The organism is Campylobacter sp. RM6914 (genome assembly GCF_004803835.1).
Lineage (GTDB): Bacteria > Campylobacterota > Campylobacteria > Campylobacterales > Campylobacteraceae > Campylobacter_A > Campylobacter_A californiensis.
Genome location: NZ_CP012545.1, coordinates 1,733,577 through 1,749,605 on the forward strand (window position 1 = coordinate 1,733,577; position 16,029 = coordinate 1,749,605).

General features: G+C 41.6%; 8 protein-coding genes and 1 pseudogene. 6 read left to right on the forward strand and 3 right to left on the reverse strand.

Annotation, left to right across the window (positions count from 1 at the left end):
- Positions 1-99: 99 nt before the first annotated feature.
- Positions 100-1,773 (reverse strand): dihydroxy-acid dehydratase, encoded by a 1,674-nt coding sequence (gene ilvD / locus CCAL_RS09015; RefSeq protein ID WP_170016327.1) that lies wholly within the window; start codon positions 1,771-1,773, stop codon positions 100-102.
- Positions 1,774-1,936: 163 nt separating this feature from the next.
- Here ilvD and CCAL_RS09020 point away from each other — a divergent pair, with 163 nt between their 5' ends.
- Entirely contained in the window at positions 1,937-3,262 is a 1,326-nt protein-coding gene (locus CCAL_RS09020; RefSeq protein ID WP_170016325.1) for a Na+/H+ antiporter NhaC family protein, read from the forward strand.
- Positions 3,263-3,405: 143 nt separating this feature from the next.
- Positions 3,406-6,018 (forward strand): flagellar hook protein FlgE, encoded by a 2,613-nt coding sequence (gene flgE / locus CCAL_RS09025; protein WP_170016323.1) that lies wholly within the window; start codon positions 3,406-3,408, stop codon positions 6,016-6,018.
- A 41-nt stretch (positions 6,019-6,059) separates the two neighbouring features.
- Here the strand turns inward: flgE and CCAL_RS09030 are convergent, their stop codons facing one another.
- Both CCAL_RS09030 and typA read right to left on the reverse strand, forming a co-directional pair.
- Positions 6,060-8,411, reverse strand: coding sequence for a molybdopterin-dependent oxidoreductase (locus CCAL_RS09030; RefSeq protein WP_172285152.1), 2,352 nt, complete (start codon positions 8,409-8,411; stop codon positions 6,060-6,062).
- 55 nt (positions 8,412-8,466) lie between these two features.
- Complete coding sequence (gene typA, locus CCAL_RS09035; protein WP_169938555.1) at positions 8,467-10,269, reverse strand: translational GTPase TypA; 1,803 nt, start codon at positions 10,267-10,269, stop codon at positions 8,467-8,469.
- Between the two features lie 216 nt (positions 10,270-10,485).
- On the opposite strand from typA, the pseudogene CCAL_RS09040 reads away from it, so the two are divergent.
- The 4 genes and pseudogenes from CCAL_RS09040 to CCAL_RS09055 all read left to right on the forward strand — a co-directional run.
- Positions 10,486-10,992 (forward strand): annotated as a pseudogene (locus CCAL_RS09040) (ABC transporter ATP-binding protein); the annotation flags it as partial.
- A gap of 257 nt (positions 10,993-11,249) precedes the next feature.
- Positions 11,250-12,098: an ABC transporter substrate-binding protein gene (locus CCAL_RS09045; protein ID WP_170016317.1), complete on the forward strand. Its 849-nt coding sequence runs from the start codon at positions 11,250-11,252 to the stop codon at positions 12,096-12,098.
- Positions 12,095-13,987: an iron ABC transporter permease gene (locus CCAL_RS09050; RefSeq protein ID WP_170016315.1), complete on the forward strand. Its 1,893-nt coding sequence runs from the start codon at positions 12,095-12,097 to the stop codon at positions 13,985-13,987. Before CCAL_RS09045 ends, CCAL_RS09050 begins: the two co-directional genes overlap by 4 nt.
- Before the next feature lie 15 nt (positions 13,988-14,002).
- A complete protein-coding gene (locus CCAL_RS09055) occupies positions 14,003-16,015 on the forward strand; it encodes a TonB-dependent siderophore receptor (RefSeq protein WP_170016313.1) in 2,013 nt (670 codons plus the stop codon).
- The last annotated feature ends 14 nt before the right edge of the window (positions 16,016-16,029 follow it).

Genomic DNA, 16,029 nt, shown 5'->3' on the forward strand with positions numbered 1-16,029 from the left:
GAGGGATTGATGCCATTCGTAAATCGGCGCAGGCGTATAAAGTCCTAAGACCAAACAACCTGCACCTATTAAAGTATGTTGTGTTTAAGCTAGCGCTTCTTACGCTTCCAAAATCGCTCCGCTACTTGCATTGGCTACTAGCTTTTGGTATTGTCTTAGCCATCTGCCACTTAGCTCTTTTTGATGTGGTTTAAACTCCGCCTTTCGCTTAGCGATTTCAGCCTCGTCAAGACGCACGTTTATCTCGTATTTATCGACATCTATTTCTATTATATCACCATCTTTTAAAAGACCTATCATACCGCCCTCGGCAGCTTCGGGACTCACGTGTCCGATACTAAGACCCCTTGTAGCACCGCTAAAGCGTCCGTCGGTGATAAGTGCCACGTCCGCACCAAGCCCGCGTCCCATTATAAGCGAAGTTGGGCTTAGCATCTCTTGCATACCAGGACCTCCGCGCGGACCTTCGTAGCGGATCACGACTACATCGCCTTTATCCACTTTGCCGCTTGAAATTCCCGCTATCGCCTCATCTTGACTGTTAAAGCAAACCGCCTTACCTCTAAATTTACGCTCGCCAACGATCCCAGCCGTCTTTATCACACAGCCTTGCTCGGCTAAATTTCCAAATAATACCGCAAGTCCACCAACCTGTGAATATGCGTTTTCAACCTTATGGATAACCGACTCGTCCTTTATCTCGCTTGCTCCGACACGCTCGCCTAGAGTCTCGCCGCTAACGGTCAAATTTTCTAAATGCAACATTCCGTTATCACGGCGTGAAATTTCTTTTATCACCGCGTTCATTCCGCCGGCTCGTCCGACGTCTTCCATATGCACACTTGGCAAGCTTGGGCTGATCTTTGCTATGTGAGCGATATTTCGGCTGATCTCGTTAAGCTCTGAAATTTGCAGATCAACTCCCGCTTCACGGGCGATAGCTAGCATATGAAGCACGGTGTTTGAGCTTCCTCCCATCGCCATATCGACAACAAGCGCGTTGCGAACCGCCTTTTTGTTTAAAATATTTCTGATCTTATAGCGTTCGTCAAGAGCGATCTCGCAGATCCTTCGTCCCGCACGGCGCACCAGCTCCTCACGCTCTGGAGTTAGGGCTAGTATCGTGCCGTTACCACTTAGCGCGATACCCATCGCCTCACACAGTGTATTCATCGAATTTGCCGTAAACATTCCAGAGCATGAGCCACCACTCGGACACGCGTTACACTCGATATCTTTTAGCTCGACTTCGTCTATCTCTTTTGTCTCAAATTTACCCACCGCCTCAAACGCGGTCGCAAGGTCGATCGGTCTTCCGTCCTTTGTGTGACCCTTTTTCATCGGTCCGCCGCTAACAAACACGGTCGGCACATTTACCCTAAGCGCGCCCATTACCATTCCTGGCACGATCTTGTCGCAGTTTGGCATACAAACAAGTGCGTCAAGTGCGTGAGCGTTCATCACGGTTTCAACCGAATTTGCGATGATCTCGCGGCTTGGGAGGCTATAAAGCATACCGCCGTGCCCCATCGCTATACCGTCATCTACGCCGATGCAGTTAAATTCAAACGGCACACAGCCACATTTGCGAATCTCATCTTTTAAAATTTCAGCATATTTATTTAGGAAAAAATGCCCCGGGATAATCTCTATAAAGCTATTTGCAATGCCGATAAACGGTTTAGCAAAATCCTCATCCTTTAGCCCCGTAGCACGCAAAAGTGAGCGGTGCGGTGCTCTTGTGTAGCCCTTTTTTATAATGTCGCTTTTCATAAATTTCCTTTATGTTAAATTTGACTTATTTTAGCTAACTTTTTTAAAATAGCGTGAAAAATTTGCCCAAAAATTTAACTTTAACGCTTTTTTTAGGTCATTTTAACCCAAATTTTTATATTCAAATGTATAATTAAACGAAAATACAACAAAAAGGACACAAATGCTTACTAATCCCGTGGTTCTTAGTATCGCAGTCATGACGATACTTTGTCTGCTTAGATTTAATATATTGCTTTCCATTTTAGTTTCGGCGCTTGTTGCAGGTATCATGTATCAAGACGGCTCATTTCTTGATGCGCTTACGGCTACAACTTCGACGTTAATCACCGGCATGAAAGGGAATTTAGAGACCTCTCTTAGTTATATATTGCTTGGAGCGCTTGCTGCAGCTATCGCTAATACAAATTTAACCGCGATACTAATAAATTCTATAAGTAAAATTTTAAGCGACACCAGGACGTATTTTGCATTAATTATCGCAGGCGTTGCGTGTTTTTCACAAAATTTAATCCCCGTGCATATCGCGTTTATACCTATCTTGATCCCGCCTCTTTTACCGCTCATGAACAAGCTAAAGATAGATCGTCGTGCGGTAGCTGCGGCTTTGACATTTGGTCTAAAAGCGCCTTATGTAAGCCTTAGCGTAGGTTTTGGACTTATTTTTCACGGCATAATCAAAAGGGAGCTTGAAAACAACGGTGTAAAAGTAGAGATGTCTGATATCTCGGGCGTTATGTGGATAGGTGGGGCTTCTATGCTTGTCGGCTTGCTTTTGGCGGTATTTGTTTTTTATAGAGGTAAAAGAGAGTATCAAAATACCGAAGCGACCACGATAGAGATGAAAGAAGCAGAATTTGCAAAAAGCCTAAAAATGACAAAAAAAGAGTGGGCGGTACTTGGCGGTGCGGTAGTTGCCTTTGGAATTCAAATTTTAACCTCAAGCATGCCTCTTGGTGCACTTTTAGGACTTTTGGTAATGATAGTTTTTGGTGGTATAGAGTATAAAAAGATAGATAATATCATGAATAGCGGACTTGCGATGATGGCTTTTATAGCTTTTATCATGCTTGTTGCCGCAGGATTTGGTGCGGTATTAAGAGAGAGCGGCGGTATAGAGCAACTTGTAAGCTTTGCTTCCTCTTTAGCCGGAGGTAAGCTTGGCGGAGCGATCTTAATGCTTGCGATCGGACTGCTTGTAACCATGGGTATAGGAACTAGCTTTGGCACGATACCGATCATTGCAGCTATTTATGTGCCACTTGCTTTAAATTTAGGCTTTTCGCCAACCGCCATAATCCTACTCGTTGGCATAGCGGCGGCTCTTGGAGATGCAGGAAGCCCTGCAAGCGACAGTACCCTGGGACCTACATCAGGACTTAATGCCGATGGGCAACACAACCACATATACGACACATGCGTGCCAACCTTTGTATTTTTTAACATTCCACTTATGATAGGCGGAGTGATCGGCGCTTTGGTATTATAAATTTAACCATTTCAAAAACAAGATCGTTGCAAATTTTTAGTGGCGATCTTGTTTTCTTTTTTATAATCAAATTTCTCATCTTTATTTTTGGAACATCTTTTGCTTATATGAGCAAAGAATTTAAAAATTTAAAGGATAAAGCCATGATGAGATCACTTTGGTCAGGCGTAACAGGTATGCAAGCTCACCAAATTGCTATGGACGTTGAAGGTAACAACATCGCAAACGTCAATACCGTAGGCTATAAATATAACAGAGCAAATTTTTCAGACATGATAAGCCAAACTCCACGTATCGCAACTGCTCCACAAGGGGAGATGGGTGGTCAAAATGCCATGCAAATAGGTCTTGGAACAACGGTTCAATCAACTACAAGAATTTTTAGCCAAGGCACACTTCAATCAACCGACAAAAATACCGACGTAGCACTTCAAGGAGACGGCTTTTTCATTATTAGCCCTGACGGTGGCAAAACAGACTTATATACAAGAAATGGTGACTTTGTAAGAGATAAAGCGGGAAATTTCGTAAACAACAGCGGCTATATCGCACAAGGCTGGACAAGAAATGAAGAAACCGGCTCTATCGATACAACCGGACCTATAAGCAACATCGTGATACGCGAAGGACTAACAACCCCTGCACGTGCTACAACAGTAGTTACGGTAAAAGGTAACCTAGACTCAGGTAACGACATAGGAACTAGAAGTATACCTATCTATTCGCTAGACTCGGTTACAGGATATAGAGACTATGATAACGACGGCATCGGCGATCTATCTGAAGTTCACGTAGAAAACGACGTAAACAGCAACTCTTTTTATACAAACTCAAACAACGAGCAGGTTTTAACTGAGCGCGGCGTCGATCTAGGAGTGCTTTTTGATGAGCTAGGAAACGGTATTGCTCTAAGAAATAACCAAGGCATTTGGGTAAGTTACGCAGACGCTAAAGCTACTCCATTTACAGTCGGAGACGGTCCTGGCACAGCCAATGTCGGAGGCATAGCCGCTTCAACGCTTGACATAACATTAAACGGCACAAGGATAACAAGCGCAACAGGCGCTATGACTTCTATCAGTGATGTTGCGGCTAAGATCAACGAGCAGTATAACCTAACTGGTGTTAGAGCTGAAATTTCAGGCGGCAATCAACTAACACTTATAAACAGAAACAACTCAAATACAACAGCAAGCACAAAAAATATACACCTAACCGTAAACGGCGGTAACACAGTAGCAGGACTTGGAGACATAGAGGTTATAACGGCATACCAATACATCTACAATAGCTCTCAAATTACGGCAAACCACCAAGCAGACGACTCTATACCAAGAAGAGTAACTACAACCGAAGACCTAAGAGCCGCTATGCAAAGAGATGCTAGAGAGTTTGTAGACTACAATGGCGACGGTCGCGTAATAGCCGATGCAACTGCCGTAGAACAATATACATTAGCAAACGAAGCTTATGAAAACGGTAACGGTGACTTAGCCGCAGCTTCAGCGATACTAGTAGGCAACTACAAAACCGCATACGACACAGCAGTAGCAAACACAACAGGAACAGACGCCCAAAAGCATGCGGCAGGCTTAGCGGCACTTGATGCGTTTAACAACCCACAAGAAGTCGCAACAGCAAATAATGCTTACGTAGCTGGCGGTGGCAGTCTAGCCGATGCCTCGGCCGCACTTACCGGTCGTTATAAAGTACTTTATGACAATGCCGTAGCTGCTACTTCAGGTACAAACGACGCAAAGCACGCGGCAGGCTTAGCGGCACTCAAAGACTTAAACAACGGAGTAAAGATCACGGTAAATGCAGAGGGTCAATTTCAGCTAGAAAACCCAAGCGACGGCCAGCACGATAAAGCCTTATATCTAACAGTAACAGCCCTTACAAAAGAGGCTAGCGCAAATGTTGCCGCAGTAAACGCAAACACAAGACTAACAACTATAATGAGCGCCCTTGAAGGAGCTATGAGCCCAGGACAAGCAGTAAGAACGAGCGGTAAACTTACTATGAGCGCGCATGGTTCTACCATAGAGATACACGACTCGCTAGGTTCTAAACACACCGTAAGTGTAAAATGGGCAAAAACAGGCACTACAAACGACGGTGGAACAGAGTGGAATATGGTTATCCAGGTCCCAGAACCGGCAGAGATAAATTTCTCCGGCACAGGTCCTGCAAACGTCATCACAGGCTCGTTAAGATTTAACCCGGACGGCTCACTAGCGAGCTTTAATCCTGCAAGCTTTACCTTCACGGCAAACAACGGCTCACAAGCAGGACAAAGCGTAAGGCTAAATTTTGGTCTTGGAACCGATTTTAACGGTCTAACAAGCTTTGATAAAGACTCAGGAACAGAGTCTATCTCTCAAGACGGATATGAGGGTGGAACGCTAAAAGATATCAAAATCGACGAATCAGGCACGATAATCGGCGCGTTCACAAACGGACAAAGCTTTGGCTTGGCTCAACTTGCCGTAGCCACGTTTACAAATAACGAAGGCTTACAAGCAGAGGGTGGAAACGTATTTTCAAGAACGGCAAACTCAGGTGAAGCGGTAGTAGGCGTAGCAGGTTCTGGCAACAGAGGTAGCATAGCGGCTGCTAAACTAGAACAAAGTAACGTCGATCTAAGTCGCGCACTAACACAGCTAATCGTAATCCAACGCGGCTTTCAAGCAAACTCAAAAACAATCACCACAAGCGATGAGATGTTAAATACGCTCTTACAGCTTAAAAATTAAAATTTAAAGCGGGTTTAACACCCGCTTTTTTGCTTTAAATTTCAAATACTTTCTACTATATTTGGCTTAGAAAATGCAGTGATCGGCTTTATCTCGCCTTTAAATTTTTCAACTTGTACTAAAGTCGTGTGAGAGGTGTTGCTCTGGGATAGTTTTGAACTACCTTTATCGCGGGTTAAGACATTTACACAACCATGTTTACAAAGACTTTCTTCGCCTAAAATTTCTGGATCATACCAAGCTCCCTCGCATATCACACAGACATTTTTAGGGACGGCTTCACTTATAAAAACCCCCGCCAAGATCTCCCCTCTGGCGCTAAAAACTCTTACTATATCGCCATTTTGCAGAGCTCTTAAATTTGCATCTTGCGGATTTATCAAGATAGGCTCACGGCATGCAACGCTTGCAAATTCCCCAATCACCGAGTTATTTAACTGCGAGTGAAGACGGTATCTTGAGTGGGCGCTTACTAGATGAAGCGGATATTTTTCCGTTAGCTCTTCATCTCCCAACCACTCAAAAGGCTCGAGCCAAGCAGGATGAGCCGGACAGTCTTCATACCCAAAACCAGCTATAACCTCCGAGTAAAGCTCGATCTTTCCCGACGGAGTGTTAAGGGCAAATTTTTTAGGGTCGGCTCTAAAGTCCGATAGTCTAGTATAAAGCTCGCTATCTTTGTTGTCTTTATCAAATTTAACAAAACCCTCTTGATAAAATTCGTCAAATTCTGGCATTTCTATATCAAGTTTTTTTGCATCCTCTTTTGCCTCATTATAAATTTCACGCATCCAGCCAAGCTCATCTTTACCCTCGCTAAAAGCCTCGCCAAGCCCCCAGCGTTTGCAAATTTGCTCGCATATCCAAAAGTCGCTTTTGCTCTCTCCTGCAGGTGTGGTTATCGGTTTATATGCTAGGATGTATTCGTTTGTATTTGAGCTTTGGTTTATGTCGTTTCTTTCTATCTCAAGGGCTACCGGAAAGACGATGTCGCTTAGTTTTGCAGTGCTAGTCCAGTAAGGTTCTGCGGTTATAACAGTATCAAGCTTATGCCAGTTTCTAATAATATTGTTTACATCCTGATGTCTGGTAAAAAGCGAACCGGAAGCAAAGTAGCCAACCTTTATATTGGGTAAATTTATCTTAATTCCATTATAATCAAGCTCTTTTATTTCGCCTGCAAGAGCCTCTATGAAGCGTGATGATGGTATGGTTATGAGTTTTGCATTTTTATTTGGATTAGAATTTATGCTTTTTAGCTTTGGCGCTATCTTATCCTGCGCCCCGCTTGCACTATATCCTAGGCTAAATTCAAAACCAAGTCCCTCCATGCCGATATACCCAAGCATGGAATTTAGTGCCACAAGTGCCCAAAACACCTGCTCGCCGTGATCAGCTCTTTGAAGAGAACGACCAATTAGGATCGTTGTTTTTTCACGAGAGATTTTTTTAGTAAAATCAATAATATCTTGCGCATCTACACCGCAAATTTTACTAGCCCAAGAGATATCTTTAACCACACCGTCGCTTTGACCTAGCAGATAGGCTTTAAATTTATCAAATCCCACAGTATAGGTTGTGATAAATTTATCATCATATAGGTTATTAACAAGTAAATAATGACACATCCCAAGCATTAACGCGACGTCGGTATTTGGGCGCACGATGATATTTTCCGAGTTAAAAAATTTAGCCGTCTCATTTGTCATGACATCGACGCTATAGCATTTGATATTTTTTGTATTTTTAAGTTCTTTCATGCACTCATATCCATCGTGAGTCGGCGGTGTGCCTGAAATTTGAGATGTTATGATAGGATTTGTTCCCCAAAATACAACATTTTTGGCATTTTTTATGACAGCTTTCCATTTTGTAGGCTTGTCATAAACCGCACTACTTCCAAGCACATGAGGCATGATAACAAGCCCCGCTCCGGTCGAGTAGTCGCCACTTTCTCTTACATATCCGCCAAGTAGACTTAACATCCTATGTGCGACACTTCTACCAAAGCCGATCTTACCGCTACCACCCCACCAGTAGCACTCGCCGTAGATACTTTGTGCGCCGTATTTTTCAAAACTATCTTTTAAGGCTTTTGCTGCAAGATCAAGAGCCTTGTCCCAGCTAACGCGGACAAATTCCTCTTTTCCTCTAAGCTCATTTTTTGACACACCGTTGTTTTGTAGATAGCTCTTTCTAACCATAGGATAAAGCACTCTTGTTTTACTTTGCAAGAGTTCGGGAAGTGCGTAGTTTAGTATATTTGGCGACTTATCACCCTCAAAATCGCTTATGTGCGTAAATTTACCGTCTTTAAAATTCGCCCAAAATATACCGAGTCTATTTGCACCTAAAATTCGTTCACTTTTATACTCTGTATTTAAATTTTGCATAGTGTAGTTTAGTCTTTAAATTTAACAACCCCATTTTTAGGGGTTGTTAAAGGGGTTAAATTTTTGATTTTCTTTTGCGTTCTGTTGGATCAAGATAGCGCTTACGAACGCGGATATTTATAGGAGTTACCTCAACCAACTCATCATCTTCTATCCACTCAAGCGCGCGTTCAAGGCTAAGTTTACGCGGTGGAACAAGCTTGATAGCATCATCACTTCCGCTAGCACGAACGTTTGTTAGGTTTTTGCCTTTTATAGGGTTTACATCAAGATCATTTGGACGGCTATGCTCGCCGATGATCATGCCTGTATAAACCTTTGTTTGCGGGTCGATAAAAAGAACGCCGCGATCTTGTAAGTTAAATAGCGAATAAGCAAGAGCCACGCCGTTTTCCATACTACAAAGTGCGCCGTTTGTGCGGTGTTCAACAGTTCCTGAAAGCGGGCGGAATTCTAAAAAGCTATGGTTCATCACACCCTCGCCCTTAGTATCTGTTAAAAACTGGCTTCTAAAACCGATAAGACCACGAGCCGGGATCTCAAACTCTATCCTAGTTTGTCCGTCTCCAGTTGGACTCATTGAGGTCATTTCAGCCTTTCTTTTACCTAGTTTTTCTATAACCGTTCCCGTGCAATCATCAGGCGCATCTATAACAAGCAACTCATAAGGCTCACATTTTACGCCATCAACCTCTTTTACGATAACTTCCGGACGACCAAGTAAGAACTCATATCCCTCGCGACGCATATTTTCGGCAAGGATTGTGATTTGAAGTTCGCCACGACCGCTAACTTTAAATTTGCCCTCGCCTACGTTTTCATACTTCATTGCGATGTTTGTTTTCATCTCGTTTTGCAGACGCTCATCTATCTTGTTTGAAGTTACATGCTTACCCTCCGTTCCGGCTAGCGGACCGTCATTTACACTAAATACAACGCTAAGGGTCGGCTCTTCGATATGCAAAGGATCAAGTGGCATTGGGTTAGCAGGGTCAACTACGCTATCGCCGACATCAAGTGCTTCAAAACCCGCTATCGCAACGATATCACCACTTCCTGCTTCATTTATGTCAGCACGATCAAGCCCCATAAAGCCGATTAGCTTTGAAATTCTACCAGTTGTTTTGCTTCCGTCGGCTTTTGCCAACATTACGTTTTGATTTTTCGAAATTTTACCGTTGAAAATTCTTGCGATGCCTATCTTGCCTACATAGTTATCATAATCAAGCGTGAAAACTTGAAGTTGAAGCGGGTTTGTATCGTTACCGCTTGGAGCAGGAACGTGAGATAAGATCGTTTCAAAAAGTGGTTCCATGTTTACATTTTCGTCGCTTAAGCTTAGTTTTGCATAGCCGTTTTTAGCAGCTGCATAAACTACGGGAAATTCAAGCTGTTCGTCGTTTGCTTCAAGTGCTACAAAAAGGTCGAAAATTTCATTTATAACACGATCAGGATCGCCTGCCGGTTTGTCTATCTTGTTTACTACAACGATAGGGCGAAGACCTAGTGAAAGAGCCTTTTTAACAACGAATTTTGTTTGAGGCATAACGCCCTCTTGCGCATCGACAAGCAATAAAACGCCATCAACCATCTTAAGCACGCGTTCGACCTCGCCGCCAAAGTCGGCGTGTCCCGGGGTGTCGATGATGTTTATCTTGGTGTCTTTGTATTTTATCGCCGTGTTTTTCGAAAGGATCGTGATACCGCGCTCACGCTCGATGTCGTTGCTATCCATAACGCGCTCACCAACGCTTTGGTGGTCGTTAAATGTGCCTGATTGTTTAAGTAGCTCATCTACCATCGTGGTTTTGCCGTGGTCGACGTGAGCGATAACGGCGATATTTCGTATATTTTCCAATGTTTTCTCCATTTCCTAAGCTTGTTAGGTTTGATTTCGCGGTTTTAAAAAGTATAATTCATATTTTAGCGAGGGTCGATTATATCTAAAAAAAGATAAATTTACGTTTTAAATTTTAAATTTCATATTATGATAGGCTAATATTTTTTGATTTTACATTAAGTTTATCTTGGTTATAATGATAAAAATTATTATTTGTATTTTAGGTTACTATCTATGCTAAATACCGAAAATCTCGGCTTTAAAATCAATAACAAGTCCATACTGACCAACTTAAATTTAAAATTTCAAAGTGGTAAAATTTATGGTCTTATCGGACATAATGGCTCTGGGAAAAGCTCACTTATAAAAATCCTAGCAAATCAGCAAAAAGGCTATGAGGGTAAAGTTTGGCTAGACGATAAGAACATAAATGAATATCACTCTAAAGAATTTGCAAAAAAAATCGCCTATCTTCCGCAAACTTTACCAAACACAGCACATCTTAACGGATATGAGCTTGTTAGCATGGGGCGATACGCTCATCAAAGCGGTTTTATAAGAGATAAAGAAAAAGACGACAAGATAGTCTTAGAGGCACTAAAAGATACAAACACTCTAAAATTTAAAGACCAAGAGGTTGCCACGCTTTCAGGAGGAGAGAAGTCGCGTCTTTTTTTAGCTATGTTGCTTGCTCAAGAGAGTAAATTTCTGCTACTTGACGAACCTCTAGCTCCGCTTGATATCTCCTATCAAATCGAAGTTATGCAACTCATACAAAAACTAAGTAAAGAGCGAAATTTAGGTATTATAATAGTCATTCACGATATAAATTTAGCCTCTGTTTACTGCGATGATCTAATAGCCTTAAAGGGCGGCACGCTAACTTATAATATAAATGCAAAAAATATAATGAACTGTGCGTATCTTCAAAACATTTATGGAATAAAGGCAAGCATCATAACTCATCCTGTCAGTAAACAAAACATAGCGGTTTTTTAATGAAATTTCTTGTTTTACTTGCTCTGCTTTTTGGTGTTTTACACGCACAAATAAAAGTCGTGTCCACCGACTGGACGGCAGCTGAAATTTTAAAATTTATCGGCTATGAGCCAAGTGCCGTTGGTGATAAGAACTCTTATAAAATTTGGGTCGGCGAGCCTGATTTGGGTGAAGATGTCGTTGATCTTGGTCTTAGGATGCAGCCAAATATCGAACGCCTTATAAAGTTAGATCCTGATATCGTCATTGTGCCTTCATTTTTTAGCTTTAACATAACCGCACTTGCCAAACATCTTTCAAATACCAAAATAATAGTGATCGACGCTTATAAAAGCGGAAATTTAGAAGAAAATTTAAAAGAAGCAACACTTGAAATTTCAAAACTCGTAAACAAAGAGAACGAAGCAAAAAATTTGTTAGATGGAAATGATAAATTTTTTAACTCCTTAAGTGCAAAAGTAACAAATTTAAAAGACGATACATTTGCAGTTATACAGTTTATAGATAGCAAAAGAGTTCGAATTTACGGCACTAACAGCATTTATGGTATCACGCTATCCAAGCTTGGTCTAAAAAATGCACTCTCAAATGAATTTGAAACAAATTTATGGGACATAGCAACTATCCCCGTAACCTCGCTGTTTAAACTGCCTAAAAATACAAAAGCCATCATCATAAAACCAAATCCTATAAATTTAAAAGAGCAGATAAAATTTAACTCACTATTTGCCTCTCTTGATATGTTTAAGGACTATGTTGAGCTTGAGCCTGTTTGGGGAGCCGGGGCGTATTTGAGTATGCAAAAATTTGCCAAAGCACTAATCTCTTTACTTGGAGATAAGCAGTGAAAAACCTTAGTATCACTCTTTTTGTCATATTTGCCCTACTTGCAGCCATTGCTGTATTTTTGGAATTTAACGCCCTAAGCGAATACGAAAACAGCATCAAAAATTTAGTCATCTTTAACTACACATTGCCACGTCTTGGCGTAGCCGTGCTAAGCGGTGCATTTTTGGCGCTTGCTAGTGCTTTAATGGCGCAAATAACTAACAACCCGCTTGCAAGCGACAGCACGCTTGGAGTTTCAAATGGCGCAGGCTTTATGCTTTTAGTCTTTAGCCTTCTTTTTCCAAATTTAGTATTTGGCGATATAGCAGCGGCATTTTTAGGCTCGGTTTTAGCCCTATCCATACTATTTTTACTCTCTTTAGGAAGAGGCTTTTCGGTTTTTACAACCACACTTTCAGGACTTATCATCGGGCTATTTTTTAGCTCTCTTAGCACAATTTTAATTATATTTTTTAACGAAGAGAGTGCAAAAGTAGCCATTTGGTTAAGCGGAGACTTAGCTCAAGAAGGGACTAAAAATTTCATTTTTATGCTCGGTTACTTCCTGCCGATTTTTATACTTATACTTATTTTTTCGCGCTCATTTGAGCTTTTTAGCCTAGGAGATAGCACATGCAAGGCTCTTGGCGTAAATGTTACAAAAATGAGAATTCTAGGACTTTTAATCGCCGCATATCTAAGCGCTATCGTCGTAGCTCATGTAGGCATCATAGGTTTTATAGGACTTGGAGCCTGTGCTATCGTGGGTAGATTTAAGATAAACTCCTTTTTGCTAAAACTTTTTTATAGCGGGATTTTAGGAGCTTTGCTTCTTGGTATCACGGACGCATTGCTGCTTATCATCTTAAACCTAACAAGCATAAATTTACCATCCGGTAGCGTTAGTGCGTTTTTGGGAGCGCCTTTGCTTTTATGGATGATATTTTACGGCATAAAAGAGCATGAGAGCATAGCTAAAAGCGGCGAAAGTGGATCTGGCACAAAAGAAGCTAAGTCATATTTTATCTACATTGTATTTGGTATTTTGATGTTTTGTTTTGGCTTTTCGTTATTTTTTAATTTTAGCGGATTTGAGATCTTGTCGGTTAGATTTAGTAGGGTTTTAGCCGCTCTTGCAAGCGGTATAGCTCTTGGAGTTGTTGGTGTTATCCTGCAACGCCTAAGCCAAAACGAGATGGCGTCCCCGGAGCTTCTTGGTATAAATTCAGGCGTTAGTCTTGGTGTGCTGGCGGCTATATTTTTCGCTCCGTTTTTAAGCGTGCCTCTTGGCATAGTAGGCGCTTGTGCAGTCTTGGGGATCATGGTGGCTATAAACTACAAAAACGGTATGCTTCCGCAAAAAGTGATCTTAACCGGGATCGCCATCATATCGTTTGTAAGTGCGACTTGGCAAATTTTATTAGCCGTTGGCGACAGCAGAGTTTATAACTTTATAGCGTATGCGAGCGGAAGCACCTACTCGGTTACGTTTTTTCACTCTTTGCTACTTTTTGGCTTTTGCGTGATCACGGTTATTTTTGGAATTTTCTTCTCGCGCGAGATAGAAATTTTAAACCTTGGCGAAGTAAACGCTAGAGCTGTTGGGGTTGATATTTTTAGATATAGGATTATTTTGTTTGGATTTTGTGCGATCATGTCAGCGATAATGGCTTTAAGTATCGGCCCTGTTAGTTTTGTAGGACTTTTGGCTCCACATTTGGCTAGTTTTTTAGGCTTTTTTAAAGTAAGAGCACAAATTTTAGCCGCCTCATTTTTAGGAGGCGTGATAATGCTGTTTGCCGACTTTATCGGTAGAAATTTGATAACGCCTTATGAAATTTCATCAGGCCTGATCGCAACGATCATCGGATCGTTTTATTTTGTAATTGTAATGAGAAAAATCAGATAATTTAAAAGGAGAAAAATGAAAAAATTTGTTTGGCTTTTAAGCCTACCAGCTATAAGCGCCCTAGCGGCGGAAAATGTCGTGCTTAATGAAGTATCCATAGTCGGCTCAGTGGCTAAAGGAAGCGGCAAAGTCGAGTATATGTCGCCTAGCTCAACATCTGTTATAAGCAAAGAACAGATGGAAGAAAAAGGCGCACAAGGACTTGATGAAGCCATAAAGTATGAAAGCGGTGCGGTAGGTCAGCTTTACGGCGCTGACATAGATACAAGTGCAGAGTGGCTTAAAATACGTGGCTTTGACGCGACAATGACGATTGACGGCTCAAGCCCGTATAAGGGCGGGTATTTTGGCTATCAACCGGATCTTTATGGCTATGAAAGCATAGAGATCCTTAAAGGTGCAAATTCTACCGTTTTTGGCTCGTCAAATGCCGGCGGTATTATAAATTTAATCAGCAAACGTCCTACAAATTCACCTTTTGCGGAAGTTGGATTTAAACTTGGTAGCAAAAACCAACGCGGTGTATTTTTTGACGCAAGCGACAACCTTTATACAGATAGAGTTAAATTTCGTTTAGTCGGCGACTATGAAAAGAAAGACGGCGAGATAGACTACGTAACAAACGAACACTACTATATAGCTCCTAGTTTGATGTTCTTGCTTGGTGATGAAACCGTTCTTACGCTACTTACATCATACACAAAAGATAAGGGCACCGGTTCACAACCGTTTTTTTCCGTTAAAGGCACACTCGTAAACGAGGGTTATGGCAAGATAAGCCCTAGCACAAGCTATGGTGCCACAAACGATAGCCTTGAGCGTCATTACTACACGGCAGGATATGAGCTAACTCATAACATTAACGACAGTCTAAATTTTACTTCAAGTTATAAATTTATAGAAGAAGATAAGGATTATTTTGGTGCGTATTACTTTTTTGATAGCGCGCCAGGCGTAGCACAACCATACGGAAGCGTAGCTGATGCGGTTATAAAAACACATACATTTGATAATCGCTTAGCGTATGACTATAAAAGCGACAATTTTGAAAACAAGGTAATTTTTGGCATAGACTATCGTAAAATGAAAGGTAGCGGTTTTTACGGCGACGGCATGTTAAGCCCATTAAACAAATACAATCCTGCTAGAATTTATCAAGCACGCCCTATAGTGCCGGGCTTTAATCTTAACCAAAGCCAAGTTGGCTTTTATCTACAAGATGAGGCTAAAATTTACAACAACTTGATCCTAACAAGTGCCATCCGTCACGATAAAACAAAGACAACCGTTAATATGAACAACACGGGCTTAAACGGCAAAAAGATCAACCAAACGACATTTTCACTAGGTGCGATGTATGTATTTGAGGAGCTAGGACTTATGCCGTTTGCAAACTATTCTGAGTCATTTACGCCACCAACGGCTACGGATAACTACGGCAACGCTAAGCCTCTTGAAGGTAAACAAGTTGAAGTCGGCGTAAAATATCTGCCAAATTTCATAGATGCGGAAATTACGGCTTCTTACTTTGATGCAAAGCTTGAAAATTCAAATATTGCAGATGGAAGCGCATTTGGTAGACAGGTTGGTAAGCAAATTTCAAGAGGTTTTGAGCTTAGTTCCAATGTAAATCTACTTGAAAATTTAAACTGGCTACTATCATACACTCACTATAACAGCACGAAAACCGACCTTAGCACAACACAAACCATAAGAACGAAAATGATGCCAAAAGACACACTTTCATCTTGGCTAACGTATAAATTTGAACTGGGTCAGCTAGGAACTATCAAGGCAGGAGCCGGTCTACGCTATGTGGGTAGCACGGTCGATAACCAATACTATCCTGACTACAGAGTTCCTTCATACACCTTGCTTGATGCCATGATCGGATACACGTATAAAAAATGGGACTTCGCACTTAACGCGACAAATTTAACGGATAAAGAGTATATTTCTGCGGTAAACTACTGGGCTTACTACGGAGAAGGACTAAGAGCTACTCTTACGGCTAAATACAAATTCTAATTTTGGAACAAATT